The following is a 26,520-nucleotide window of genomic DNA, read 5'->3' on the forward strand; positions in this document are numbered from 1 at the left end:
TGCCTCCCGGCAATGTCGATTACTGAGCGGCCGCGACTTTTTCTTCGAGTTTCGGATCGACCACCGCGCCCGGGCGAACCCGCTGCAGGCCGTTTACGATGACCCGATCGCCGGCGTTCAGGCCGGTTTCAACGATGCGTTGACCATCGGCAGTGTCGCCAAGACTGATCTGGCGATAGACCACCTTGTTGTCACCATCGACCACAAAGACGAACTTCTTGTCCTGGTCGGTGCCGATCGCCCGCTCGCTGATCACCAGCTTGCTCTCGGCCTTTGGCTGGCCCATACGCACGCGCACGAACTGGCCGGGGATAAGACGCCCGCCGGGATTGTCGAAGACGGCGCGTACGCTGACCGTGCCGCTTGCCGCATCGACCTCATTGTCGATCAGCTGCAGTTTGCCGTTGATCGGTGTGCCATTGTCGCCGGTGGTGCCGATTTTCACGGGGATCTGCTCGACCGGCGGAGCGGCGCCATCGGTGACTGGAAGCTGAGCCAGCGCCTGGGTGACGGTCTGCTCGTTGGCATTGAAGCTGGCATAGATCGGATTGACAGAAACCAACGTGGTCAGCGCCGGCGAAGCGGAACCGGCGGCGACGAGATTGCCGACCGTAATGGCGATCTTGCCGACACGGCCGGCGATCGGAGCGCGAACCTGCGTATAGTCGAGGCTCAACTGCGCCGTCTGCAAGGTTGCTTGCGCCGCCTTCAGATTGGCTTCCGCTTCGGCGTAATTGCTGGAGCGCGTGTCCATGTCGCTCTGCGAGATCGTCTTGTTGTCGAAGAGCTTCTGACCGCGATCGACTTCGACCTTGGCCAGATCGAGCTTGGCCTTTGCCGCGCCGACTTGTGCCTGCGACTGAGCGACGGCCGCCTCAAAGGGTGCCGGATCGATCGTCACCAGTAGGTCGCCTTGCTTGACCAGCGCACCTTCGCGGAAATGCACCGACTGAATGGCGCCGGCCACGCGCGGACGGACCTCCACCCGATCGATGGCTTCGAGCCGGCCGGAGAACTCCTGCCAGGCGGTGATATCGCGCGCCTCTACCGCAGCGACCGTGACAGGGATGGCCGGCATTGCCGCCGCTGCCTTCTCGCTCGCTTGCGCACCGCGCGGCAAATCCAGATAGAAGACTGCGCCTGCAACAGTCGCAGCAACACCCATGCCGGCGCCCCACAGGGCCCAGCGCTTACCGTTGGACGTCATGTTAGTCTCTCCTTGTGGTCCCGGCTTGGGACACGGGACCGAAAATTCTTATCGTCTCGATATCATCAGGGCCCAGGACGTCGCGTGTTCACAAGAACGCTCGCGATCGCTCTCATTTTTCGCGCCCAAAGCATCTCATCCGCTTCCGGTGGCCCCACTCGATAGCGGGATGCTCTGGTCGATCAAGCCTGCACGTCTTCGACAAAACCCTTAAAAGAGCAACAGACATCCTGCTGCCATGACGGCTTGTCCTTCGACTGCCCGCCGTAGAGGGTGGGCCAGCCTGTCCCGGCGGGGAGGACTTGCTGGCGAACACGGACGCCTGCCTCCTCGAGGCGGCGTCCGTATTCCATGCTCTCGTCGCGGAGCGGGTCGTCCTCGGCCGTAAGCACTAATGCCGGCGCGAGGCCCGAAAGCCGCGAACAATATCGAGGCGCCGCATAGGGATGACAGACACCACCCAGAAAACCCAGGTATCGGTTCCAGCCTTCCGTCCAGCGCTCGCGCATGCCGCTTTCCTCCGCCTGGAGGAAAGATTTCGATCCCATGAAGGGATCAAGGAGCGGCGATATCAACACCTGTCCGTCCAGCGAACCGGGCATCTGATCGCGCGCCTTTAAAGCAACACCCGCCGCAACATTGCCACCCGATTCCTCACCGGCGACAAACAGCAGCGACTTTTTCGCTCCGCCCAGCTCAAGCATGTTCCGCTTGTTGCCGAGGTAGGCGAGAATCCCGTAGGCGCATTCCAGCACCTGTGGAAAGGCATTCTGATTGCCGCTGGTATAGTCGGCGGCAATCACGATCGCACCGGCCTCCGCAAGACTGGCGGCGACAGGCCGTACGGTTGCATGCTCGGTATCCAGAAAGGCGCCACCATGCAGATAAAGCACGATCGGTGCCGCCTTCTTGAGACCCTCGCCGTTATAGATCCGCGCTGCGACCGGTCCCGTAGGCACGTTTTCCAGCACAACATCTTTCCACGGCGCGCTCATGAACCCAAATCCTTGTCTATTCTGTCGAACATGCCCCTTTCCTAAAGCCATTTCACAGGCTTGGCGATCATGTTCAGGAGAATGCGGCTTCTAGCGCCCCGTACCGCATTGCAACAATCATGAAGACAACATATTGTTATTCCGTTCTGAGAATAAGTGACCTATATTCGATCAGACTATTCGCGAATAACAAACAATCGAACTCTTTCTCTGTGCTCGAAGGGCACCATGGAATGGACCAGCTATCAGCAATGCGGGCATTCGCACGCGTAGTGGAGACGGGCAATTTCACCCGCGCCGCCGCAACCCTCTCCATGCCGAAGGCGACGGTGACGACGCTCATCCAGTCGCTCGAGGCGCATCTGCATGCCAAGCTTTTGAACCGCACCACCCGGCGCGTCATGGTGACGACCGATGGTGCCCTCTATTACGAACGTGCCATTCAGATCCTCTCCGAAATCGACGAACTCGACGGCAGCATCAGCAATTCGCAGAGCCTGCCGAGCGGCCGCCTGCGCGTCGAAATGGCCGGCGCCTTTGCCGAGCGGATCGTCATGCCGGCGCTGTGCGATTTTCACCAGCGCTATCCCGATATCCATATCGACCTCGGCGTCGGCGACCGGCTCGTGGATTATCTGGCGGAGAACGTCGATTGCGCGCTGCGCGCCGGAATGCCGAGCGATCAGTCGCTGATTGCCCGGCGCGTGGGCGAGATGCAATTCGTTACCTGCGCCGCGCCTCTCTATATCGAAAAATTCGGCATACCCGAACGACCGGAAGAGCTGGAGAGCAGTCACTATGCCGTCAGTTATTTTCGGGCACAGACAGGCCGGACGATCCCTTTCGAATTTCATCGCGGCAACGAGTCCTTGGAAATCAACCCTCGCTACATAGTCTCGGTCAACGACAGTCGCAGCTATGTCAACGCCGCGACGACCGGCCTCGGTATCGCCCAGATTCCCACTTTCATGGTTCGCGACGAACTCGCCAAGGGGGACCTTATGCCCGTTCTCACCGGCTGGAGCCGCCCGCCTGTGCCATTGCATATCGTCTATCCCCCAAACCGGCACCTGAGCAACAAGGTGCGCGTCTTCGTCGACTGGCTGGCAAAGTTGCTGGTGACAGCGAAGTTGAACGAAGCCTGACATGTGCGCTAACCGCCTCCCAATTGGGAGACGGTTCTTCCCGGCGAGATCCAGATCAGTTCCAGGAGGCTCCTGCCTGCTGCCGCACCGTCGCGTTCAACCGGTTCCAGACATTGTCGACCGCGATCGAAACAATCAGAGCGGACAGCGCTGTCTCGTCGTAGTGCCGGGCAGCCTCGTTCCAGATCTCGTCGCTCACGGCCTCCGGCCGGTCGGCAAGCCGGGTTGCGGCTTCGCCAAGCGCAAGGGCAGCGCGCTCAGCCTCGGTGAAATAGGGCATTTCGCGCCAGGCGGAGACGCCGACGATACGCTCGATCGTCTCCCCGTCCTTCTGCAGCTTGCGGAACCCCATGTCAGTGCAGACGCTGCAGCCATTGATCTGGCTGACACGCAGATGCACGAGGTCCATGGTGTTTTCCGACACGCCGCGACCCTTGAGCGAGGCGCTAAGCGCCATCAGGGCCTGCAAGGTTTCCGGCAGGACAACAGCGGGGTTTTTCATACGGGCTTGCATCATTCTCTCCTTGGATGTTTTGATCTTGACGATGTCGCTCCCCGTGCCGATCCATTGTCACATCAGCCGGACCTCGTTCGTCATAGGCATGACGGAACAGGATGAGGGAATGTGACCGATGGACGAAAAAAAGTGGCAGGCGGAAAAATTCGAGGCCAACCGACCGCATCTGCGCGCCGTTGCCTATCGCATGCTGGGCTCACGGACGGAGGCGGAGGACGCGGTGCAGGAGGCATGGCTGCGGCTCAGTCGCTCGGATGTATCCGAGATCGATAATCTCGGCGGCTGGCTGACGACGGTCACCGCCCGCATCTGCCTCGACTGGCTGCGCAGCCGCAAATCCCGGCGCGAGGAGCCACTGACCATCCGCGTCCCCGAACCTGTCGTCACGCACGAGGCCGGAAACGGCACGGATCCGGAGCAGGATGCCTTGCTCGCCGACTCAGTCGGTCTCGCGCTGCTGGTCGTGTTGGAAAAGCTGGCGCCAGCAGAGCGGCTGGCCTTCGTGCTGCATGATATGTTCGACATGGCCTTCGATGATATCGCTCCGATCGTCGGGCGCAGCACGGTCGCCACGCGCCAGCTCGCCAGCCGAGCCCGCCGGCGAGTTCAAGGAGTGCCGGCCACGGCAGAGATAGACCTCAGCCGCCAGCACCATCTGGTCAATGCCTTCTTCGTGGCATCGCGTAACGGCGACATGACGGCGCTTCTGACGGCTCTCGATCCCGACGTTGTCTTCCGCGCCGATGCGGTGGCGACCCGGATGGGGGCACTTGCCGAAATCCGCGGCAACTCCGCCGTTGCCGAAACCTTCCGCGGCCGCGCCCAGGGCGCCCGGCTTGCCGTCATCAATGGTGCAGTCGGCGCCGTCGTTATCCTCGGCGGACAATTACGCATCGCGCTTCGTCTCACCATGGCCGGTGATGGCAGGATCATGGGTATCGACGCGATGGCCGATCCCAAACAGTTGCGCAAGCTCGAGGTCTTGCTGATCGATCCATGAACAGCTCATCCCATTCGCGTCGGGCTCGTCCCCGTCAGCCGGCGAAACATGGCGATGAAGGCGGAGGCGCTGCCATAGCCGAGCTGCGTCGCGATTCGCTGCACGGGCTCACCGGCCTCGATCAGCGCCAGCGCCTCGACGAGCCTCAGCCGTTGACGCCACTCGTTGAAGGAGATGCCGAGATCGTCGTGGCAGCGGCGGGAGAGCGTCCGCTCGGTCGTTCCCATCCGGCGCGCCCATTCCGCCAACGAATGGCGATCGCCGGGATCGGCCTGCAACGCTTTCAGCACCGGACCGAGTAACGGGTCGTCAGACAGCGGCAGATAGCTTTCGCAGCGCGGGGCAAGGCGGATCTGATCGACCAGGACCTGCGCCAGCCTCAGGTCTTCCTCCGTTTCCGGAAGCGTAACATCGCGGACGGCGAAGTCCGCCAGGATCGCCTTCAGCAATGGGCTGATACTCAGCGTTGAAGGCTCAGCCGGTAGGTCGGCGCAGAGCGCCCGCTCGACATAGACGGTGACATAATGCAGGTCATGCTGGTTCCACGCGCCATGCATCGTATCCGGCGGCAGCCAGATGGCATAATGGGGTGGAGACAGATAGCGCACGCCCTCGATGACAAACTCGGCGACGCCCATAAGGGCATAGTTGAGTTCGCCCCACGGCTGGCTTTTGGCCGGGAAGACCGTGCCGCCCTTGTAGTTCTCCGTCCGAAAGGAGACCGGGCGCGGCGGATCTCCCTCAATGCGTGGTTCGTGTGCCGCCATCCCCTGCTCCGATATGTCCGCAATCCGCTACCTATGTCTGATATTCGCTATATACCAGAAACCGGACAGCCGATAAAAGCAACACCGACGAAATCCGACAAGGCCGACCATCCGACAGGAGGACCGCCATGAGCAACAACCAGACTTCTCCCGCCAACGATACCGCCGCCATCCTGACGAGCGCGGCGCTGGCGCCGCTGCTCACCGTCCTCATCTGGTCCGGCAATACCGTTGTCACCAAGGCGGCCGCCGGCGTCATCTCGCCCGGCTCGATCTCCTTCTATCGCTGGCTGCTGGCCTTCCTCATCCTGCTGCCCTTCGTCGGCCCGGCCGCATGGCGGAACCGCGCGCTTCTCGGCCAATACTGGCTGAAGCTCGCGACCCTCGGCGCACTCGGCATGGTCATCTACCAGAGCCTCGCCTATGAGGCGGCCAAGACCACCTCGGCGGTCAACATGGGTGTGATCGTGGCGCTGATGCCGCTGCTGTCGACGTTGCTGGCCGGGGTGCTGGCCGGCGAACGGCTGACGGCGACCAGCCTCGCGGGTGGGGTCATCTCCCTGATCGGCCTGATTTACCTGACGTCCCAGGGCAATCCCGCGTTTCTGCTGAATGGCAGCTTCCATATCGGCGACGGCTTGATGATCGTCGCCGTCCTGTCCAACTCACTCTACGGCGTGATGCTGAAGCGCTGGGCGATGCCATTGCCCATATGGCAGCAGCTTTTCTGGCAGATCGGCTTTTCGACCATCCTGCTGATCCCAGTCTTCCTGATGGGCGATATTTCGCCGATCACGTCCGCCAACCTGCCCTTGATCCTCTACGCGGCCATTCCGACATCGCTGCTGGCGCCCCTTTGCTGGATGATCGGCATCCAGAAGCTCGGGGCAGCGCGAACCTCCCTGCTCATCAACCTCCTGCCCATCGTCGTCGCGGCTCTCGCCTGGGCGGTCCTCGGGGAACAACTACACGCCTATCACGCCATTGGCGGCGCACTCGCCCTCATCGGCGTCGGCATCGGTCTGCGTCAGGCCAAGGTCGCCAAAGGCGAGGCCGACCCGAGCGCCGATCAGGCAGCTTGGGAAACCGAGGAAGTTTGATACGGCTGCCCTTCGCTCTACGATATCCGGCTGCGCGACTCGCCATATGTTCGCCCGGCGCCTGATGAACCTTTCGGCCTTTCAATGGAAACAGGCGCAATCCGCTTTTCTCTGGTACACTAAGACAAAATCGAAGACATCGCCCACTTCGAAGAGGTTCTTACCGAGGTCATAGCGCGGCACAGATAAGCCGCGTGTGAGCGGTGGCGGCGCCCGAACAACTCCGCCACCGCAATGCCTTGCCGCCCCAATCCTGGCCGACGGCATGATGGTGTTCGAAAAAACAAGAGCGAGCAGGCGCGATAGGGCCTGTCATCAATCGAAGGCGGCGCCCGAAAGGTGATTGTTGACCGACGATTTGACCTCGCCGATATCCTTCCAGAGCCCGGCGACGACGGCAGGCTAGGCCGGCTTTTCCTCTGGCGCCCCTTCAACTCCTCTGTTAACCACCTCTCCCAGGTAGCAGCGCTATGCTCAAAGGTGCCTGCGACGGATCCGGGTCTTGGCGGAGACCCAGATTCCTGCTGGCGTCATCACTGAAATAGCAAGATCCCACGAGGAGATATCGTTCATGGAGGAACGGTTTTCAGGCGCCGTTTTGCGGCATAACCATAATGGCTCGGAGAAGCGCCCGACCATGGGCGAAATTGGGCTCAACCACTTCGCCCCCTATCTGATGAACCGGCTGATAGCACGCTGGAACAACAACATGTCGGAGGAGCTGCGCGAATACGACATGACGACCGCGAAGATGCGCGCGCTCGCCATCCTCAGTGTCTCCTCCTCGGTCACTATCAACGAGCTCTCCGTCTTTACCGTTACCGAGCAATCGACGATGAGCCGAACCCTGGACTCGCTCGAACAACAGGGCTTCATCCGCCGCCAGCCTCGCGCCGAAGACATGCGCGTGCGCGACGTCTCCATCACCGAAAACGGCCGCGCCGCCTTTGAAAAGGTCTGGCCGACCATATACGATCTGTTCCTGCAGTTGTTCGACGGCGTGGAAGAAGCCGAATACCGCGCCTTCATCGCAACGCTGCATAAGGTGCTGCACAATATCAGGAAGCATGAGATCTGAAGGACGAAGTCGTACCAGCTGGGCCAACTCGATGACAAAATGGGGGCGACTGCAGCGACCACTGTTCGGGAAAATTTGCCCACCATAAAGCACAGGCAAAATGCGTACGGTGTCAGCTTCGACCGTGAATGCAATCGATACTCGACGCCCGAAACCTACGATCCTGAGACCGGGAACAGATCAGCGTCGCAGCCGATGAAAGCCGTCACGCTGCCGATGACAGCAGCGTGAACAGCTCCTGCGGCCGGTTGACGCCGCGCAGCGCGTAGCGGCCGACCGAGACGAGATCGTTGCTCTGATCCGCAGCCAATGTCTCGACGAAATTCGACGACATCAGGATATTGCGGTCGGCCGAACGGCACATGGAGGCGATGCGGCTGACCTCGTTGACAGCCGGGCCGATGACGGTGAAATCCAGACGATCCATGCTGCCGATATTGCCGTAGAAAACATCGCCGATATGCAGGCCGAGATAGACATCAGTCACCGGCCTGCCCTCGATCTGCCGCTGAGCATTGAGGTCACGCAGCCGCTGGCGCAACAGTGACTCTGCCATCAGCGCGGCCGCGCAGGCATCAGCGGCGTCTCTTGCCTTGAAGATCGCCAGTGTACCGTCGCCAATCAGCTTCAGCACATTGCCGCCAGCCTCGTGGATCGAGGAAATCACGGCATCGGCATAGGCGTTCAGCATCGGGATGATTTCATCCGGCTCGGCCGTGTCCGAGATGCGGGTGTAGTTGGCAAGATCGGAGAACCATAGCGCCGCCGAGATGCGCTCGGCCTTGCCCCGCGTGATCTTGCCTTCGAGAACATGCCGGGCGGCATCCTCCCCCAGATAGACCTCGGCAATGGTGCGGGCGATACGGCTGGTACCGGTGCATTTGATCGCCAGGGCCAGAGCCGGCGTAAGCTTGCGCAGTATGCGCAGATCCTCGTCGGAGAACCCCATGGCGGCGGCGGTGGCAAAATTGGAGTAGAAACAATCCATCTCGCCAATCGTGCCGCCCTCTTCGAAGCGATGCACCATGGCGAGGTAGTCCGTGTGACCATCGGCGTGCAGCGTATCAAGACCGTAGAAATCGATTGGATCACCGAAGCCGATGCGTCGACGCACCTCGTCCCCGCCTGTGGTGAGCATATGATGGAAGGCCGTCCGTTGCCAATTCTCGGCGGCGATCCCCTGATGCGACGGGCCATATTCGAACTCGCGCTCGATCGCCTGATTACCATCCCAGCGGAAAGCACGACCTTCGTAGACCGGATGCAGCGTGTCCATCAACGTCATGGCGCGATCGACGTTGAGACCATGCCGGCGGCATGCCTCGCAGAAACCCGTCAGGATATCGGCCTCTCCCATGCCCTTGAGACCGGCCTGCATGAGCCAGCTGGCGATTTCGCCGATGTCCTGTGCGTCCATGGATTATCTCCCGACCCTCTAAAGGATTCGCTTTAATACGAAACTTGTAGGCTTGGAATGCCGTACGGCACAAAATTGTCCGGACGGAAGCAAGCGATCGCCGCTCCTGTGGCACAGAAGCGGCGATTTGACACGCCGGAAGGGTGTCGGCGAAGCTTCAGCTCCTTACATGCGGCTTCAGTAGGTCCTCCAGGCCGATCCGGCGGAAGAGTTCGGCGCGGACGCGATCGGCGACGCCATTGACGATTTCCGCACCATCCTCGGACGGATCGATATGGATGCGGAAGGGACGCGTGCCGAAGGGCATGTTGACGACATCGACGATGGCGACGGCAACAGAGGCGGCATCCGCATCGGCAGGCTCCAGCGAGGCCAACCCCTTCAGGGCCTGGTCCGGAACGCCGGCATAGGGACCATCGTCATATTCGGCAGCGCGCGCCTTGTCGGCGGGCGAGCCGGAATGAGCGAAATGGTTCGTGCCCTTGGTGAAGGCACCGGGAACGATGATGGCAGTCTCGATGCCCCAGCGGGTCAGCTCGGACGCATAGGAGACGGCGAGCGAATCCATGGCGGCCTTGGCGGCGAAATAGGGCGACAGGTAAGGTGGCGTGCCGCCGCGGGTGCTGGACGAGGACACCCAGACCACCAGGCCCTTGCCCTGCTGGCGCAGATGCGGAAGTGCTGCACGGTTGACGCGCTGGGTGCTGAGCACATTGATGTCGTAGAGCTCGGCGAACTGTTCCGGCGTGAAAGCCTCGGCGGGGCCGAAGGACATGTGGCCGGCATTGTGGATGATGGTGTCGATGCGGCCTTCCTGCCCGATGACCTTGGCGATACCGGCTTCGACGGAAGCGTCCGAGGCGACATCCAGCTCGACAGCTTTTAGGTCGACGCCGTTTTCCCTGGCGAAGGCGGCGGCTTCAGCGACTTGCGGCGCGTTGCGACCCTCGGTTTGACGCATGCCGGCATAGACCGTGTGGCCGGCCTTGGCGAGAGCGCGGGCGGTCAAGGCGCCGAAGCCGCTTGATGCGCCGGTGATGACGATAACTTGCTTGCTCATGATCCTGTTCCTTGTCGGATGACTATAGTGTGGGTGAATGGGTGGTGACGGCGGGAAGAACCCGCCGCCGATCAGGAGGCTCAGACCATGCCGCCATTGGCGCGCAGCGTCTGGCCGTTGATCCAGGAACCATCAGGACCAGCGAGGAAGGAAACGGTAGCGGCGATATCATCAGGCGTGCCGAGGCGCTCCAGCGGGTTCATCTTGGCCATGCGGTCGATCAGCTCGTCGCTCTTGCCGTTGAGGAAGAGATCGGTCGCCGTCGGGCCGGGCGCGACGGCGTTGACCGTGATCGAACGGCCGCGCATCTCCTTGGACATGATGCCGGTCAGTGTTTCCACAGCGGCCTTGGTTGCGGCATAGACGCCGTAAGTCTCGAGCTTCAGGCCCACGACGCTGGTCGAGAAGTTGATGATGCGGCCGCCATCACGCAGGCGTTTGCCGGCTTCACGCAGCGTATTGAAGGTGCCCTTCAGGTTGATGGCGATCTGGCGGTCGAAGTTGGCGTCATCGGCATCGGTGATCTTGGCGAGCTGCAAGATGCCGGCATTGTTAACGAGGACATCGATACCGCCAAAGGCGGCTTCGGCCGCGTCGAACATCCGGCGCACAGCTTCGGCATCGGAAACGTCAGCCTTGGCGATCAGCGCCTTGCCGCCCTTCCCCTCTATTTTGCGGGCCAGCTCCTCGGCGGCGGCTTCGCTGCCGGAGTAGTTGATGACAACCGTGAAGCCGTCCTTTGCGAGGCGTTCCGCAATCGCGGCGCCAATGCCGCGAGATGCGCCGGTAACGATGGCTACCCTGTTGGAATTATTGGTCATTGTCTTCATCCTTCATGTTTCTGCGCCGTAGCGCGTTTCGATGAAGCGAAGATGCCTCTTTTCAATTCGCGGATAATCATCCATTAATCGGCATCACTATCCGAAATTTACGAACAAAGAAAAATGGACAGATTCGATGCCATGCGGGTGTTTTCCCGCGTCGTGGAACGCCGCAGCTTCACGCTGGCCGCCGAAGACACCGGCCTGCCGCGCTCGACGGTAACGGACGCTGTCAAGCAACTGGAGGCGCGGCTGGGTGTTCGCCTGCTGCAGCGAACCACACGGCATGTCAGCCCGACGCTCGACGGCGAGGCCTATTACCAGCGCTGCCTGCGCATCTTGTCGGACATTGAAGACGCCGAAGGCGCCTTTGCCGGTGCCAAGCCGAAGGGGCTGTTGCGCGTCGATGTGCACGGAACGCTCGCCCGGCATTTCGTCCTGCCGAACCTGCCGTCCTTCCTCGAAACCTATCCCGAAATCGAACTTTACATGACCGAGGGCGACCGTTTCGTCGACCTGATCCGCGAAGGCATCGACTGCGTGCTGCGCGTCGGCACGCCGCAGGACAGCGACATGATCGCCCGCCGCGTCGCCATGTTGGAGGAAGTTACGCTGGCCGCGCCGGCCTATATCGAGCGCTTCGGCATGCCGACGCATCCGGACACTCTCGACGGCCACCGCATGGTCGGCTTCCGCTCCTCGGCGACGGGTGGATTGCTGCCGCTGGAATTCACCATCGACGGCGCGGTACGCAACATCACTTTGCCCGCCACGGTCTCCGTCAACGCCGCCGAGAGCTATTTTTCGGCGGCCAAGCTCGGCCTCGGACTGATCCAGGTGCCGCGCTATCACGCTGAAGAAGCCCTGAAATCCGGCGAGTTGCTTCACGTCCTCAAGGACTTTCCGCCAACCAGAACACCGGTCTCGATGCTCTACCCCCGCAACCGCCAGCTCTCCCCGCGCGTGCGCGTCTTCATCGACTGGCTCGTCCAGGTATTTGCCCGACAAACCGAAGCTGAAGGCAGCAGTGGATGAATATTTCCCCGAACCGATCAAATAAATGAAACCAGCTCTTTGAATGCGCCGACAGCACTCCTACGTCGAAGGAGATTGTCTCGCCGGCGCCGGCTCGCACGCCGCAATGACCCCCATGATTTTCGAGAGGGACTGGATCCATGACTGAACAGAAGCAATTGAAGCTTGGGGCCTTCATGCGTCCCGTCAGCCTGCATACCGGCGCATGGCGCTATCCCGGCGCTTACCCGGATGCGAATTTCAATTTCCAGCATATCAAAGGCTTCGCCCAGGAACTGGAAAAGGCGAAGTTCGATGCCTTCTTCATGGCCGATCACCTTGCCGTGCTGAACATGCCGGTCGAGGCGCTAAAGCGCAGCCATACCGTGACGTCCTTCGAGCCGTTCACCCTGCTCTCGGCGCTTGCCGCCGTCACCGAAAGGATCGGCCTCGTCGCCACGGCGTCGACCACCTTCGACCAGCCCTATCACATCGCCCGACGCTTCGCCTCCCTCGACCACATCAGCGGTGGTCGCGCCGGCTGGAATATCGTCACGACCTCCAACCCGGACGCGGCGTTGAATTTCGGCCTCGACGAGCATATGGAGCACGGCGAGCGCTATCACCGCGCCCGCGAGTTCTACGATGTCGTTACCGGCCTCTGGGACAGCTTTGCCGACGATGCCTTCATCCGCGATGCCGAGAGCGGCATCTTCTTCGATCCGGACAAGATGCATGTGCTCGCCCACAAGGGCGAGGAGCTTAGCGTGCGCGGGCCGCTCAACATCGCCCGCCCGCCGCAAGGCTGGCCGGTAATCGTCCAGGCCGGGCAATCCGACGTTGGCCGTCAGCTCGCCGCCGAAACGGCGGAAGCAGTTTTTGCCGCCCCGCGCAATCTCGCCGACGGCAAGGCGATCTACGCCGATATCAAGGGCCGGATGAAAAAGATCGGCCGCAACCCGGATCATCTAAAGATCCTCCCCGCCGCCTTTATCATCGTGGGCGATACTGTCGAGGAGGCCAAGGCCAAGCGCGCCAAGCTCGACAGCCTGGTGCATTACGACAGTGCCATCGCCTCCCTGTCGATCTCGCTCGGTCATGATGCTTCAAGCTTCGATCCCGACGGCCCGCTGCCCGCGACGCCGGAAACCAACGCCAGCAAAAGCGGCCGCGAGCGCGTCATCGCTTTGGCCGAGGAGGAGAAACTGACCGTGCGCCAGCTTGCCCAGCGCCTCGGCGGCTATGCCGGCCTTGCCTTTGTCGGCACGCCGCAGACGATCGCCGACGAGATGGAGCAATGGTTGCACGAGGAAGGCTCCGACGGCTTCAACGTCGTCTTCCCCTTCCTGCCGCAGGGCCTGCTTGATGTCACCACCCGCGTCGTTCCGGAGCTACAACGCCGCGGCATCTTCCGCCGCGACTACGAAGGCACGACCTTGCGCGAAAATCTCGGCCTGCCGCGCCCGGAAAACCGCTTCTTCAAACCCGTTTCCGAAGCGGCGCAATAAGAGACATGCCGATGAGCCATATCACGCCGATCGACTACGATACCGCGTCAGAAGCCGTCCGCACTGAGCACGACCGTGAGGTCGCGCTGCGCGGACGCATGACCAATATGAAGCGGACGCTACTGCATTCGCCGGTGGCACACCGCATCTATGCCGAATGGTTCACGCTGCGCGAAGAGCTACGCCCGGCGCTGGACGACCGCGCCGTCTGGCTCTTCTGCCAGGCCATTTCGCTGGAAAGCCGGGCGATCATCCCCGTCGGCTTCTTCCGCCGCGCGCTGATCAATGCCGGCCTGACGCCGGAGACCATCGCACCGACCGAAGACGAAGCGCTGCTGATCGATTTCGGCAAGGCCATCGTCAAGGATTCCAACGCCGTGCCGGAGGCATTGTGGGCGAAGTTGAAGACGCGCTACGACGAACCCACACTCGTCAACCTCGTCGCTTTCGCCGGCATCATGATCGCCACAGCGGTTTATACCAATGTGGTGAAGGTGGATATCGATCCGGAGCTTGGAGCGTATCTGGAAGGGTTTGAATTACCCTCGAGATAATGAAAAGCCCCTCACCCCAGCCCTCTCCCCGTTTTGACGGGGAGAGGGAGCGACCTCGCCAAGGCCCCTTCGCCCCGCATGCGGGGAGAAGGTGGGCTCGAACAGTTGAGCAAAGGAAACTGCGAGAGGACAGATGAGGGGCCTTTCGGAGCTCGGAATTACCCCGAAATCACCGTCTCAAACTTCGGATTGCCACGGATCGTATTGCTGACCGTGCAGATCTCGTCCTCGGCGGCATGCGCAATCGCATTGCGGATCTCATCGCCGAAATCGCCCTTGATGGTGAAGGCGATGTTGAATTTCTCGACGCGCGACAGCCCTTCCGTCGCCTTCTCGCCGGTCACGACGGCGGTAACTTCCGTCAGCTTGTCGAGCACGCCGAGGCTGCTTGCGGCCATGCGGGCGCTGAGCACAAGACAGGCCGACAGCGAGGAATAGAGCAGGTCGAGCGGATTAAAACCCGGCTGCGACGGCGAGGTGACGATGTCGATCTCACCGCCCGTCACCGATGTTACATGCGGAAAGCCGGTGCGGCCGAGGGTGGCGGTGGCGCCCGTCTGTCTGGTCTTCACTCTCAACTCGGCCATATCGAAAATCCCTCAAATTAAAAGGTTGAAACTGTTGTTTGAAACATAGGGATTCACCTTGCCGGACACAATCGGCCTTCCTCACCCTTGCGCGTTGGCGCCAGTTGAGCCACCAAATGGCTACGAGCTCATCGCAGACAGGCAGAATTCCAATATGACCGTTTCCGATCCCCGCGCCTTCCTCACCTCCCTCTTCGACGCAGCCGTCCGCGCCGCCGATCCAATGACCGGCATTCGCGCGCACCTGCCTGCAAAGCCGAAAGGGCGGACGATCGTCATCGGCGCCGGCAAGGGCTCGGCGCAGATGGCGGCGGCCTTGGAGCAATGCTGGGATAGCCCGCTGGAAGGGCTGGTGGTGACGCGCTACGGCTTTGCCGCCCCCTGCCGCCACATCGAGATCATCGAAGCCTCCCATCCCGTCCCCGACGAGGCCGGCCTTGTCGCCTCCGAGCGGTTGCTGAAGCTGGTCGAGGGCCTGACGGAGGACGATCTGGTGATCGCGCTGATCTCCGGTGGCGGTTCGGCATTGCTGCCGTCGCCTGCCGGTGCCCTCACCCTTGCCGACGAGATCGCCGTCAACAAGGCACTGCTCGCCTCCGGCGCACCGATCTCAGTGATGAACGTCATTCGCAAGCACCTGTCGACCATCAAGGGTGGCCGTCTGGCCACTGCCGCCTATCCGGCCAAGGTCGTCTCGCTGGTGGTCTCAGACATTCCGGGCGACGATCCGGCCCTCGTCGCCTCCGGCCCGACAGTCCCTGGCGCCGGCACGCGCGCTGAAGCGCTGGATCTCATCCGCCTCTATCGCATCGAACTGCCTGCCGCCGTCATCGCGCATATCGAAAAGCCGGAGGCCGATGCGCCACGGCCGGGCGATCCACGCTTTGCCCGCAACGAAGTGCATCTCATCGCCTCGGCCGGTGTCTCGCTGGAGGCTGCGGCCCAAGTGGCGCGCGAAGCCGGCATCGAGGCGGCGATCCTTTCGGATGCGATCGAGGGCGAGGCCCGCGAGGCCGCACACATGCATGCCGCGCTCGCCCGCGAAATCCTGCATCGCAATCGCCCCTTCTCCAAGCCGATCGTATTGCTCTCCGGCGGAGAGACGACGGTGACCCTGACGGGCAAGGGCAAAGGCGGACGAAACTCCGAATTTCTGCTGTCGCTGGCGATCGATATCGACGGTCACGCGGGCATTCATGCCATGGCGGCGGATACGGATGGTATCGACGGCAGCGAGGACAATGCCGGCGCCTTTGCCGACGCAAGCACGGTGGCGCGCTTGCGCAAGGCCGGGCTGATGCCCGCCGAGATGCTCAGAAACAACGACGCCTGGACGGCATTCAACGCGATCGGCGATCTCTTCGTCCCCGGTCCGACCGGTACGAACGTCAATGACATCAGAGCTATTCTGATCGCCTGACGTCAGGATTGAACGAGATCGGCGGTTTGCGCGCAATCGTCGCAACGCCAATAGGCCGGCGCTGTCGATATCCACCGGAAGAAATGCCGGCGGCAATGGGCGCATTCGATTTCGACGACATGCGTCTTTTCGGCAACGACGACGGGCTTGGGCCTATTCTTGCGCTCGTTCTTCCACTGCTCAAGTTTCGTGACGGCCACCGTTACTCTCCACGCAATACTTCGGCCTCGATATACACACACCTAAAGTAGACTGCTCTGATGAATAAAATATTGCGAGTGCGAAAAGCGCCCGTCTCCTACATTTTGCGGCAGCATTAATACGAAAGCGCGATGGCGCGAGCTGCATTTAATACTGGGCGGCTTCAAAGGCCGACAATGGCTCCGAGTATCACGGCCGGAAGGTCGCCTTTTGCCGGCCGATCCTACGCTGGTGGTGACGAAGACAGCTGCGTTTACGCGCTCGGAAATCGCTCTCGTCACACTGGACACTATCCCCGCGATAAGCTCCTTTACTTCGATAACAAACTCCCAGAGGGACCATCATGCGCCATTTCCGCCAGCGAGCGATATCCTCGGCAACCATTCTCGCCTTCGGGCTTTTCTCCATCACGACAGTCCAGGCCGCGGCACCGGAGCCGGTCGAAGCAGAGCATGGGATGGTGGTGACCGCGCAGCATCTGGCGACCGATATCGGCGTCGACGTGCTGAAGAGTGGCGGCAATGCCGTCGATGCGGCAGTGGCGGTCGGCTATGCGCTCGCCGTGGTCTATCCGACCGCCGGCAATATCGGCGGCGGCGGCTTCATGACCATCCGGCTGAAGGATGGCAAAACGGCCTTCCTCGATTTCCGCGAACGCGCGCCGCAGGCCTCGACCAAGACCATGTACCTCGATGACAAGGGCAATGTCGTCAAGGGCGCCAGCACGGACGGCTATCTCGCCGTCGGCGTCCCCGGCTCCGTCATGGGCTTCGAGACAGCGCGTGAGAAATACGGCACGAAAACCCGGCAGGAGCTGATGGCGCCGGCGATCCGTTACGCCAAGGAAGGCTTCACGCTGAACCAGGCCGATGCCGCCGAACTGAACGACGGCAAGAAGTGGCTGTCGCGCGACCCGGCAACCGCCGCGATCTTCACCAAACCGAACGGCGCGCCCTTCTCGACCGGCGACCGGTTCACCCAGCCGGACCTCGGCGCCGCACTGTCGAGCATTTCCGAACAGGGGCCTGATGGATTCTACAAGGGATCGACCGCCGATGCCATCGTCAAGGCCAGCCAGGACAAGGGCGGCATCCTGGCGAAGGTTGACTTCGACCAGTACAAGGTCCGCGAACTCGATCCGGTGAAGTGCAATTACCGTGGCTACGAGATCATCTCCTCGCCGCCGCCCTCTTCCGGCGGCGTGATCATCTGCGAAATCCTCAACGTGCTGGAAGGCTACCCGCTCTCCTATACCGGCTACGCCTCGGCTGACACCGTGCATCTGATGACCGAGGCCATGCGCTACGCCTATGTCGACCGCAACTCCACGCTGGGCGACCCCGATTTCGTCGACAATCCCGTCACCAAGCTGCTGGACAAGGACTATGCCAGGAAGATCCGCGACAGCATCGACCCCTATCGTGCTGGCGTCTCCAAGGATCTGATGCCGAAGGGTCTCGGCGAGAGCCATGAGACGACGCATTATTCGATCATCGACAATGACGGCAATGCGGTAGCGGTTACCTACACGCTGAACGGCTCCTTCGGCGCAGGCGTCGTCGCGCCCGGCACCGGCATCCTCCTCAACAACGAGATGGATGATTTCACCTCCAAGCCCGGCGTGCCGAACCTCTACGGCCTGGTACAAGGCGAGGCCAATGCCATCCAGCCGAAGAAGACGCCGCTCTCTTCCATGAGCCCGACCATCGTCGCCAAGGATGGCAAGCCCTTCATGGTGATCGGCAGCCCCGGCGGTTCGCGCATCATCACCATCACGCTGGAGGCGATCATCAACGTCATCGATTTCGGCATGGATATCCAGCAGGCGATCGACGCGCCGCGCGTCCATCACCAGTGGCTGCCGGACCGGATCTATACCGAGCCTTATGCCCTCTCGCCCGACACGATCAAGCTGCTGACCGGCATGGGATACAATGTCCAGGTCGGCGGCGACTGGCCGGTCTGGGGGAAAGCGGCCGGTATTCTCGTCGGCGGCAAGAGCCTCAGCGACATCGCCAAGGGCGGCGGCGCACGCTACAACGGCGCGATGGACAGCCGTGCCGGCTCGGGCCTCGCCGGCGGCTACTGATCCCTTTCTCGATCCAGCCGGCGATGGCTCCGCTATCGGAGTACATTGCCGGCCGGAAACCATCGATGAAAACACACCATCTTACGCAGGAAAACAGGCCGTGATCGACACAACCACGCTCGATCGCGGCCCTCTGTTCATCTGGCATTCATCGGCTGTGGCATTCCTGCCCGCCTGCGTCACTTTTTCCATTTCGATCAATAAGATTTGCGATTTCTGATATAGTCATCGCGCGTGAGCGAGAGTATACAACCCGCATCCCAATCGGCCTTAGCGCTATTGTCAGACCTGCGGTTCTGTCTTTGGACCCCTCCGCACCATCGAGAGCGATCCCCGACAATGTCGGATCAGATTTTCCAGGCCGCCCCAACCCGGCGGGCAGCACCGAATTTTCGTGTAGTAGCGCTTATCGTCGCAAGCGCCATGTTCATGGAGCAGCTTGACGCAACCGTGCTCGCCACGGCCCTACCGACCATGGCCAGGGATTTCGGCGTCAGTGCGCCGTCCATGAGTATCGCGCTCACCTCCTATCTGCTCAGCCTTGCAATCTTCATTCCGGCGAGCGGCGCCATTGCCGACCGCTTCGGTTCGCGCACCGTCTTCCGAACGGCGATTGCCATTTTCGTCGTCGGCTCGATCCTCTGCGCCCAGGCGCCGAACCTGTTTCTCCTCGTCATCGCTCGTCTGATACAGGGCCTCGGCGGCGCCATGATGCTTCCGGTCGGTCGCCTGGTGCTGATGCGCAGCGTCGCGCGCAAGGATATGGTGAACGCCATGTCCTGGCTGCTCATTCCAGCACTTGTCGGCCCGATCCTCGGCCCGCCGGTCGGCGGCCTGTTCGTCACCTATCTCGACTGGCGCTGGATCTTCTACATCAACGTGCCGATCGGCATCATCGGTTTCATCCTGGTATCGATGTTCATCGAGGAGGTGAAGGGTCCGAGGAATGGCCGTTTCGACCTCTCAGGCTTCATCCTGTCCGGCATCTCGCTCGGCTCGCTGCTGTTCGGCTTCGAAATGTCGAGCCGCGAGGGCGAAGGCTATATGGCCATTTTCCTAATCGCGGTCGGCCTGCTGTTCGGCATCGCCTACCTGCGCCATGCCCGCAAGCACCCCTCGCCGATCATGGATTTCTCGCTGATGAAGGTGCCGACCTTCCGCACATCCGTCATCGCCGGCTCGCTGACCCGCATCAGTCAGGGCGCGCATCCTTTCCTTATTCCGTTGATGCTGCAGCTTGGCTTCGGAATGTCGGCCGCCGCCGCCGGCCAGATCGCGATTGCGACCGCGCTCGGTTCCATGGCGATGAAGCCATTGCAGGTCAGGATCCTGCGCACGCTCGGCTTCCGCACCGCCTTGCTGATCTTCGGCATCATTGGCACGCTCGGCTACGGGCTTTGCTCGATCTTCCAGCCCGACTGGTCGCTGCCGGTGATCTTTACGATCCTATTCTTCTGCGGCTTCTTCATGTCGTTCCAGTTCACGGCCTACAACACCATCGCCTATGACGAGATCGAACGCGATCAGATGAGCTCGGCGACGAGCTTCTACTCGACGTTCCAGCAGTTGATGCTGTCGCTCGGCATCTGCATCGCTGCCCTTGCCCTGCACGGCTCGATGCAGGCGCGTGGACACGCGACCGCCGAAATGAGCGACTTCTCCGTCGCCTTCATCGTCGTCACCGCAATCGCGCTCCTCGCCGGAATCTGGAATGCTCAATTCTCGCGCACGGCCGGCTCGGAAATCAGCGGTCATCGCAAGAAGCCGCCCGAGGATATGCTCGGCGGGCACTGAAGTCGCACGCGCTGATATCTCCCCCACTCAGCGGAATGACTGAATAAAAAAAGCGCTGATCCAGGGATCAGCGCTTTTTTCGATTCACAACTTGCCTGAATCAAGACAACAAAAAAGGCCGGGGTGACCCGACCTCTTCCTTCATCGCCTCAACGATCTATGCCAGTACATCCGTGGTCAAAGACCGGAGGCAGATGCTTACAGAGATTCCAGCTTATCAGCTGACATCTTGCCCGAACGATTGTCCTTGACAAGCTCGTAGGAAATCTTCTGGCCGTCACGGAGGCTGCTCATTCCAGCGCGTTCAACAGCGGAAATGTGCACGAAAACGTCCGTTGCGCCGTCGTCAGGCTGAATAAAACCAAAACCCTTGGCAGCATTGAACCACTTTACAGTACCTGTGCTCATAACGATGACCTTTCAATCACTCATATAAAGATCGCATTCCAGGTAACCACCTGGGTGCAGTAGACCGATTTTGAGAGGAAGTTCGTCAGTGTCGCGCAGAGTGCGTCGAGGCAAAGTTCATTCAGCAATATCGATGCATGGCTTATAACGGAGGATCGAATTCTCTACAAGGAAAAACATATAAAGCATCGAAAACGACCAAATGTTTCATAAAAATCAGCCCGCGAGACATAAAATCATCACGTCTTGAGAACCAAGATTCGTTGGTATTTTTCCAGATATTTTCCTGGTCCCTGGATCAATTTTCGCAAGATCTATCGGAGTTTTTCTTTCCGTTTCCCCGGTTTTAGCGGCAAGTCCTCGCCTTATTTCTTGGGAGGCGACAGAATTATATCGCCAATACGGATGCCATCCGATACAGGATGGGATTTCTCGCCTTGCAGGCGCGGCGACCATCCGCGCAAATCCGCAAGCAACGCCAACGCCGACACGAACCCTGGAGGCCAACATGGCGCCTAATAAAGACAACCTATTCGGATCCAAGAAACAGGCATCCTTGGTCAAGGCCAGCCAGCTCGACTCCACCGTCAGGGATATCCTGGCCAGTGAGCAGACAATCCGCGAGAAGAAGACAGCGCGCCTGCGCGAGCTTCGCCTGCAGCAGGAAGCATTGCTGCCGCCAGCCGAACCGAAGGCAAAAGCCAAGAAGAAAGCCTCAAAGACATCCGAATAATCTTGAGCCAAACCCGGTCCGCGACGGATCCGATCTGTACCTGCAAGCGAACCCTACGCATTTTGTGAACACAGCCTCCACGGACTGCGCATTGAATTGGTCACAGCTTCCACCCTAAATAGCGACCAGATTTGCAATCCGTTCTGGAGCATCCCATGGTCGCCGGCATCCACCACATCACGCTGATCACCCGCAAGGTGCAGGCGAATGTCGATTTCTACGCAGGCTTTCTCGGCCTGCGGCTCGTCAAGCGCACCGGCGGCTTCGAGGATGCGACGCAACTGCATCTCCTCTATGGCGACGCAACGGGATCGCCGGGATCGCTGATTACTTTCCTCGTCTGGGAAGACGGCGCCCCCGGCCGCGCCGGCGTCGGCCAGGTCGGCGAAATCTCGCTCGCTATCGACCCGATGAGCATCGGCTTCTGGTTAACGCGCACCCTGAGTGCCGGCCTGAAGCCGGAAGGCCCCTCCGAGGAGTTCGGCGAACCGGTCCTTCGCCTGAAGGATCCCGACGGCGTCATCGTCAAGCTGGTCGGCGCGGCAGAGCTGCAATCGCCCGCCCCCTGGGCCAGCGACAAGATCCCGCCCGAACATGCCATCCGGCGCATTCGCGGCGCAACGTTGTTTAGCGAGACGCCCGAGCAGACGCAAAGCCTTCTAGTCAAACATTTCGGCTACCGGCCGCAGGCGGTGAGCGGCGCGATCAGCCGCCTTGTCGCCGAGCCGGGCGACATCATCGACATCCGCGACGCCAGCGGCTTCTGGGCGAGCGCGCCGGGAACGGGCACCGTTGACCATGTGGCATTTCGCGCCGCAGACGATGCCGAACTGCAATCGGTTCACGCCGGGTTGCAGGCGCTCAATTCGTCGCCGACGGTGATGCATGACCGGAAATATTTCCGCTCGCTCTATGTCCGCGAGCCCGGCGGCATCCTGCTCGAGCTTGCAACCGATGCGCCGGGGCCGCTGGTGGATGAAGACGAGGCGACACTCGGCACGCGGCTGTTCGCTCCCGACGACAATCCGGAGCGGTTGGCGGAGCTGAATGTCATCCTGCCGCAGTTCTCGATGCCCGGCGAGCCGCGCGTCATCTATCGCGACCTGCCTTTCACCCATCGCTTCTTCACCCCGCAGGAGCCGAATGGAAACACCTTCATCCTGCTGCACGGCTCCGGCGCCAGCGAGACGACGATGCTGCCAATCGCCCACAAGGTCGATGCACAGGCGACCTTGCTCGGCGTACGCGGCCGCGCGTTGGAAGAGGGCTCACCGCGCTGGTATCGCCGCATCACGCCCTTCTCCTTCGACCAAGCCGATATCGCCAGAGAGGCGGAAGCCTTCGCCGCCTTCATCGACGGCGCGATCCATGCCTACGGTCTCGATCCTGAGCGCATCGTTTATATCGGCTACTCGAACGGCGCCAACCTGCTCAATGCCATGCTCTCGCTCCAGCCGCACGTTATCCGTCGCGCCGTCCTACTGCGCTCCATGGCCGTGCTGGCCGATCCGCCACCGGCCGACATGTCGGACGCTGACGTGCTGATCATCGCCGGTGAGAAAGACATGTACGGCCCATACTCACAACCCCTCGCCGAACGCCTGCGAGCCGGCGGCGCAACGGTGAACCTGCAGACCATCCCCTATGGTCACGAACTGGCCGACGCCGACGTGCCGCTCATCCAAGCATGGTTGAAGCGCTCGAATTGAGCGCTTCACGATGGCAACAGGAAAAGGATTACTTCGACAGCTGCGATAGGAAGAAAGCGGCGGCGCCCTGATGGGCCGCCGCCGCTTGCGGGCCTGACTTCAGGAAGAAATTATGCGCGCCGCCCTGATAGACATTCAGGCTGACTGATCCGCCCAGACCTTGTGCCATCCGCTGCAGTTCCCGTGCGGTTGAGACGGGAAAGACTCGATCGGCCCCTCCCCAGACGATGTAGAGTGGCGGCAGGGAGCGCACCGGCTTCGAATAACCATCCGGAAAGGCGCCGTCGACGAGCACGAGTGCGCCGATATCGGTACTGTCGGCCGAGGCGGCAGCTGCCGTCTGCGCGCCGAGGGATAAGCCAAACACGCCAACCTTGCCGGTATGGTGGGGCTGGTTCTTGAGATAGGAAACCACACCGTGAATCGTTGCGATCCAGTCCTGCCACCGCGTCGCATAGTAGGCAATGCGAGCGGGTGCACTGCCTGCACGGGCAATGGCCTGCTGATCGGCCGGTGAGAGCAGATGGACGAGATAGGCATCGAGGCCGGACGCATTGAAGCTTCGCCCAAGCTCGTCATAGGCGGGCGAAGCAAAGCCATGGCTGCCGCTCAGGATGATCACCGCCGGACGCGAAGCACCTGAACTGCTCACAAAACCTTCGACCAGAACATTGCCGCCAGGTGTCGCCACGTTGAACTGGCTACCATCAGCGGCTCCGGCCTTTCCGCATGCGAGGGACATTAGAAACGTCAAGACGACGGCAAACGTGGCTCGCATGCACCCATACTCCGACAGAGGTGCGCGGATATTGCACAGCTTCTGCCGCCGAATAAAGGGGCGGCGGATGGCCGATACCAACCGGCCGTAAAGATCACCCCTTGAACGTATACTCCGCGATCGACTCCGGCTTCATCTCGATGGAAAAACCGGCCAAGCTTGGCGGCATATAGGCGGCGTCGCGGATGACGCAGGGGTCGATGAAATGTTCGTGCAGGTGGTCGACATATTCGATCACGCGGCCGTCCTTGGTGCCGGAAACGGCGATATAGTCGATCATCGACAGGTGCTGCACATATTCGCAAAGCCCGACGCCACCGGCATGCGGCCAGACCGGCAGGCCGTATTTGGCGGCCACGAGCAGCACGGCGAGAACTTCGTTCAACCCGCCCATGCGGCAGGAGTCGATCTGCACGATGTCGATCGCGCCTTCGGCGATGAACTGCTTGAACATGATGCGGTTCTGGCACATCTCGCCTGTCGCAACCTTCACCGGGCCGATCGCCTGCCGGATCTTGCGATGGCCGGCGACGTCATCGGGGCTAGTCGGCTCCTCGATGAAGAAAGGCTTGGCGAAGGCGAGCTTGTTGACCCAGTCGATCGCCTGCCCGACTTCCCAGACCTGGTTGGCGTCGATCATCAGGTAGCGATCGGGGCCGATGACTTCGCGGGCGATGGTGAGCCGGCGGATATCGTCCTCGAGATCGCGGCCGACCTTCATCTTCACATGGTTGAAGCCGGCATCGATCGCCTCCTGGCACAAGCGGCGTAGCTTGGCATCCTCATAGCCGAGCCAACCGGCCGACGTCGTATAGCAGGCATAGCCCTCGCGCTCGAGGGTGGCGATGCGCTCGGCCTTGCCGGGCTCGGCCTTCGTCAGGATAGCCACCGCCTCATCGCGGGTGAGAACGTCGGTCATGTAACGGTAGTCGACGATATCGGCGATCTGTTCCGCATCCATATCGGCCACCAGCTGCCAGACCGGCTTGCCGGCCTCCTTGGCGAGCAGATCCCATACGGCATTGACGACAGCGCCTGTGGCCAGATGCATGGCGCCTTTTTCCGGGCCGATCCAGCGGAGCTGGCTGTCGCTGGTCAGGTGCCGCCAGTATTTGCCGGGGTTTTCCAGCACGGTCGCAAGCTCGGTGCCAACCACCAGATGCCGCATCGCCTCGATCGCCATGCAGCAGATGTCGTTGCCGCGACCGATGGTGAAGGTCAGGCCGTGGCCCGCAAGATCAGGCTTGTCGGTGTCGAGAATAACGTAGGCGGCGGAATAATCCGGATCCGGGTTCATCGCATCCGAGCCGTCGAGGCTCTGCGAGGTGGGAAAGCGCAGGTCGAATACGCGGAGATTGGTGATGCGTGTCATGGGAAACTCCTTCTAAATCTCTCGGGCGATCTCTCGGATTATCAACCGAGATCGAATTCTTCCCAGATCGCCGCATTATGCTCGCCGACTTCGGGGGCTGCACGCTCGAATTTCGGTCGTTGCCCATCGACCCGGATGGGAGACCGTGTCGTCGTCAAGGAAACGCCATCGCCGCGACCGACAGTCTGCAACATATCCAGCGCTCCAAATCCTTCACTCTGCAACAGCTCCGGCCAGTCCAGCACCTTTGCGCACCAGATATCCGCCGGCTCGAGGATGGCAAGCCATTCATCGACGGTACGTGTGGCGATGCGCGCCGCAATCAGTGCCTTGATCTCGTCGCGCGCCGTGAACCAGCTTTTCGGATCGTCGCGATAGGGCGCAAGTTCATCCATGCCGAGCAGGTCGGCAAGCTTCGAAATCGGCGTCATGGCAATGGCAAGATAGCCGTCGCTGGCCGGATAGACGCCGTAAGGTGCCGAGAGATAGGCGTGGGCACTGCGGAAACCGGAGCGCTGCGGCAGCTTGTTGCCGCTGTTCAAGTGGACGGTCAGAACTTCCACCTGCAGATCGACCAACGCCTCCAGCAGGCTCGTCTCCACCAACCCGCCCTTGCCAGTGACGCCGCGACGCACCAGCGCCGCAAGAATACCCTGTGCTGCGGCAGCCCCTGCCAGCATATCGCCGATCGCGAGGCCAAACGGCACCGGCCCCTGCCCCTCGTCGCCGTTCAGCCACATGACGCCGGAGCGCGATTGCGCCAGTAAATCCTGCCCGGGGCGAGACACCCAGGGGCCTTCGTCGCCATAGCCGCTGATCGAGCAATAGACGAGCCGCGGATTGATCTCGTTCGCAGCCTCGTACCCCAACCCAAGCCGCTCGATCACGCCGGGCCGAAAATTCTGCACCAGGACATCGGCCTGCGAAATCAGCCGGCGCAGCGCCTGCATGTCGCGCTCGCTCTTCAGGTCGATCGCCAGACTTTCCTTGGAACGGTTGATGGCATGGAAAATAGTCGAATCGCCATTCTCGCCGTCGCTGAGATAAAGCCGGCGGGAAAGATCGCCGCCTCGCGGCCGCTCGATCTTGATGACCCTGGCGCCAAGATCCATCAGCCTGAGGGTGCAATAGGGTCCGGACAGGAACTGGCTCATATCCACGACCAACAGGCCCGCCAGCGGCAATTCCTTTTCCACCACCATCGCTATTTCCGCTCCCCCCACATCGCTCCCGGCAGGCGGCGCAC

Annotated in this window: 25 protein-coding genes; 12 read left to right on the plus strand and 13 right to left on the minus strand. The window is 61.3% G+C overall.

Annotation, left to right across the window (positions count from 1 at the left end; translation table 11 throughout):
* Nucleotides 1-19: 19 nt before the first annotated feature.
* Together HB780_RS20505 and HB780_RS20510 are read right to left on the minus strand one after the other, a co-directional pair.
* Nucleotides 20-1,207 carry an efflux RND transporter periplasmic adaptor subunit gene (locus HB780_RS20505; RefSeq protein ID WP_183695769.1) on the minus strand — a complete coding sequence of 396 codons (1,188 nt, stop codon included), beginning with the start codon at nt 1,205-1,207 and terminating at the stop codon, nt 20-22.
* Between the two features lie 182 nt (nt 1,208-1,389).
* On the minus strand, nt 1,390-2,202 hold the full coding sequence (locus HB780_RS20510; protein ID WP_183695772.1) for an alpha/beta hydrolase fold domain-containing protein: 813 nt from the start codon (nt 2,200-2,202) through the stop codon (nt 1,390-1,392).
* Between the two features lie 233 nt (nt 2,203-2,435).
* Here HB780_RS20510 and HB780_RS20515 point away from each other — a divergent pair, with 233 nt between their 5' ends.
* Nucleotides 2,436-3,347 (plus strand): LysR family transcriptional regulator, encoded by a 912-nt coding sequence (locus HB780_RS20515; RefSeq protein WP_183695774.1) that lies wholly within the window; start codon nt 2,436-2,438, stop codon nt 3,345-3,347.
* A 55-nt stretch (nt 3,348-3,402) separates the two neighbouring features.
* Here the strand turns inward: HB780_RS20515 and HB780_RS20520 are convergent, their stop codons facing one another.
* Nucleotides 3,403-3,861 carry a carboxymuconolactone decarboxylase family protein gene (locus HB780_RS20520; protein WP_183697300.1) on the minus strand — a complete coding sequence of 153 codons (459 nt, stop codon included), beginning with the start codon at nt 3,859-3,861 and terminating at the stop codon, nt 3,403-3,405.
* A 118-nt stretch (nt 3,862-3,979) separates the two neighbouring features.
* Between HB780_RS20520 and HB780_RS20525 the strand changes: the two genes are divergently transcribed.
* Nucleotides 3,980-4,864 (plus strand): sigma-70 family RNA polymerase sigma factor, encoded by an 885-nt coding sequence (locus HB780_RS20525; RefSeq protein WP_183695777.1) that lies wholly within the window; start codon nt 3,980-3,982, stop codon nt 4,862-4,864.
* Nucleotides 4,865-4,869: 5 nt separating this feature from the next.
* Here the strand turns inward: HB780_RS20525 and HB780_RS20530 are convergent, their stop codons facing one another.
* Nucleotides 4,870-5,631, minus strand: a complete 762-nt coding sequence (locus HB780_RS20530; protein ID WP_183695780.1) for an AraC family transcriptional regulator — start codon at nt 5,629-5,631, stop codon at nt 4,870-4,872.
* Between the two features lie 128 nt (nt 5,632-5,759).
* Here HB780_RS20530 and HB780_RS20535 point away from each other — a divergent pair, with 128 nt between their 5' ends.
* Nucleotides 5,760-6,731, plus strand: a complete 972-nt coding sequence (locus tag HB780_RS20535) for a DMT family transporter (RefSeq protein ID WP_183695783.1) — start codon at nt 5,760-5,762, stop codon at nt 6,729-6,731.
* A gap of 571 nt (nt 6,732-7,302) precedes the next feature.
* Nucleotides 7,303-7,809: a MarR family winged helix-turn-helix transcriptional regulator gene (locus tag HB780_RS20540; RefSeq protein WP_183695786.1), complete on the plus strand. Its 507-nt coding sequence runs from the start codon at nt 7,303-7,305 to the stop codon at nt 7,807-7,809.
* Nucleotides 7,810-8,014: 205 nt separating this feature from the next.
* On the opposite strand, the gene HB780_RS20545 is transcribed toward HB780_RS20540, so the two are convergent.
* The 3 genes from HB780_RS20545 to HB780_RS20555 all read right to left on the minus strand — a co-directional run bounded on the left by HB780_RS20545 (nt 8,015) and on the right by HB780_RS20555 (nt 11,107).
* Nucleotides 8,015-9,226, minus strand: coding sequence for an adenylate/guanylate cyclase domain-containing protein (locus HB780_RS20545; RefSeq protein ID WP_183695788.1), 1,212 nt, complete (start codon nt 9,224-9,226; stop codon nt 8,015-8,017).
* A 157-nt stretch (nt 9,227-9,383) separates the two neighbouring features.
* Nucleotides 9,384-10,286, minus strand: a complete 903-nt coding sequence (locus tag HB780_RS20550; protein ID WP_183695792.1) for an SDR family oxidoreductase — start codon at nt 10,284-10,286, stop codon at nt 9,384-9,386.
* Nucleotides 10,287-10,366: 80 nt separating this feature from the next.
* Entirely contained in the window at nt 10,367-11,107 is a 741-nt protein-coding gene (locus tag HB780_RS20555; RefSeq protein ID WP_183695795.1) for an SDR family oxidoreductase, read from the minus strand.
* Between the two features lie 123 nt (nt 11,108-11,230).
* Here HB780_RS20555 and HB780_RS20560 point away from each other — a divergent pair, with 123 nt between their 5' ends.
* The 3 genes from HB780_RS20560 to HB780_RS20570 all read left to right on the plus strand — a co-directional run bounded on the left by HB780_RS20560 (nt 11,231) and on the right by HB780_RS20570 (nt 14,183).
* A complete protein-coding gene (locus HB780_RS20560) occupies nt 11,231-12,142 on the plus strand; it encodes a LysR family transcriptional regulator (RefSeq protein WP_183695798.1) in 912 nt (303 codons plus the stop codon).
* Between the two features lie 140 nt (nt 12,143-12,282).
* Nucleotides 12,283-13,629 carry an LLM class flavin-dependent oxidoreductase gene (locus tag HB780_RS20565; protein ID WP_183695801.1) on the plus strand — a complete coding sequence of 449 codons (1,347 nt, stop codon included), beginning with the start codon at nt 12,283-12,285 and terminating at the stop codon, nt 13,627-13,629.
* Nucleotides 13,630-13,640: 11 nt separating this feature from the next.
* Nucleotides 13,641-14,183: a hypothetical protein gene (locus HB780_RS20570; RefSeq protein WP_183695804.1), complete on the plus strand. Its 543-nt coding sequence runs from the start codon at nt 13,641-13,643 to the stop codon at nt 14,181-14,183.
* 158 nt (nt 14,184-14,341) lie between these two features.
* On the opposite strand, the gene HB780_RS20575 is transcribed toward HB780_RS20570, so the two are convergent.
* Entirely contained in the window at nt 14,342-14,770 is a 429-nt protein-coding gene (locus tag HB780_RS20575) for an OsmC family protein (RefSeq protein ID WP_183695806.1), read from the minus strand.
* A 154-nt stretch (nt 14,771-14,924) separates the two neighbouring features.
* On the opposite strand from HB780_RS20575, the gene HB780_RS20580 reads away from it, so the two are divergent.
* A complete protein-coding gene (locus HB780_RS20580) occupies nt 14,925-16,190 on the plus strand; it encodes a glycerate kinase type-2 family protein (RefSeq protein WP_183695809.1) in 1,266 nt (421 codons plus the stop codon).
* A 2-nt stretch (nt 16,191-16,192) separates the two neighbouring features.
* Here the strand turns inward: HB780_RS20580 and HB780_RS20585 are convergent, their stop codons facing one another.
* Nucleotides 16,193-16,390 (minus strand): hypothetical protein, encoded by a 198-nt coding sequence (locus HB780_RS20585; protein WP_183695812.1) that lies wholly within the window; start codon nt 16,388-16,390, stop codon nt 16,193-16,195.
* Between the two features lie 344 nt (nt 16,391-16,734).
* Here HB780_RS20585 and ggt point away from each other — a divergent pair, with 344 nt between their 5' ends.
* Both ggt and HB780_RS20595 read left to right on the plus strand, forming a co-directional pair.
* Nucleotides 16,735-18,480: a gamma-glutamyltransferase gene (ggt, locus tag HB780_RS20590; protein WP_183695815.1), complete on the plus strand. Its 1,746-nt coding sequence runs from the start codon at nt 16,735-16,737 to the stop codon at nt 18,478-18,480.
* A 339-nt stretch (nt 18,481-18,819) separates the two neighbouring features.
* Entirely contained in the window at nt 18,820-20,274 is a 1,455-nt protein-coding gene (locus HB780_RS20595; protein WP_183695818.1) for a DHA2 family efflux MFS transporter permease subunit, read from the plus strand.
* Between the two features lie 198 nt (nt 20,275-20,472).
* Here the strand turns inward: HB780_RS20595 and HB780_RS20600 are convergent, their stop codons facing one another.
* Nucleotides 20,473-20,682, minus strand: coding sequence for a cold-shock protein (locus HB780_RS20600; RefSeq protein WP_183695821.1), 210 nt, complete (start codon nt 20,680-20,682; stop codon nt 20,473-20,475).
* Nucleotides 20,683-21,190: 508 nt separating this feature from the next.
* Here HB780_RS20600 and HB780_RS20605 point away from each other — a divergent pair.
* On the plus strand, nt 21,191-21,415 hold the full coding sequence (locus tag HB780_RS20605; protein ID WP_183695824.1) for a hypothetical protein: 225 nt from the start codon (nt 21,191-21,193) through the stop codon (nt 21,413-21,415).
* A 155-nt stretch (nt 21,416-21,570) separates the two neighbouring features.
* Nucleotides 21,571-23,124, plus strand: coding sequence for a VOC family protein (locus HB780_RS20610; RefSeq protein WP_183695827.1), 1,554 nt, complete (start codon nt 21,571-21,573; stop codon nt 23,122-23,124).
* 28 nt (nt 23,125-23,152) lie between these two features.
* Here HB780_RS20610 and HB780_RS20615 read toward each other — a convergent pair whose 3' ends face one another.
* The 3 genes from HB780_RS20615 to HB780_RS20625 all read right to left on the minus strand — a co-directional run bounded on the left by HB780_RS20615 (nt 23,153) and on the right by HB780_RS20625 (nt 26,476).
* Nucleotides 23,153-23,902 carry a dienelactone hydrolase family protein gene (locus HB780_RS20615; RefSeq protein ID WP_183695829.1) on the minus strand — a complete coding sequence of 250 codons (750 nt, stop codon included), beginning with the start codon at nt 23,900-23,902 and terminating at the stop codon, nt 23,153-23,155.
* 94 nt (nt 23,903-23,996) lie between these two features.
* Nucleotides 23,997-25,274 (minus strand): L-fuconate dehydratase, encoded by a 1,278-nt coding sequence (locus tag HB780_RS20620; protein ID WP_183695832.1) that lies wholly within the window; start codon nt 25,272-25,274, stop codon nt 23,997-23,999.
* Nucleotides 25,275-25,315: 41 nt separating this feature from the next.
* Nucleotides 25,316-26,476 carry a CaiB/BaiF CoA transferase family protein gene (locus tag HB780_RS20625; RefSeq protein ID WP_183695836.1) on the minus strand — a complete coding sequence of 387 codons (1,161 nt, stop codon included), beginning with the start codon at nt 26,474-26,476 and terminating at the stop codon, nt 25,316-25,318.
* Nucleotides 26,477-26,520: the final 44 nt, after the last annotated feature.

Source organism: Rhizobium lusitanum (genome assembly GCF_014189535.1).
GTDB classification, from domain to species: Bacteria; Pseudomonadota; Alphaproteobacteria; order Rhizobiales; family Rhizobiaceae; genus Rhizobium; species Rhizobium lusitanum_C.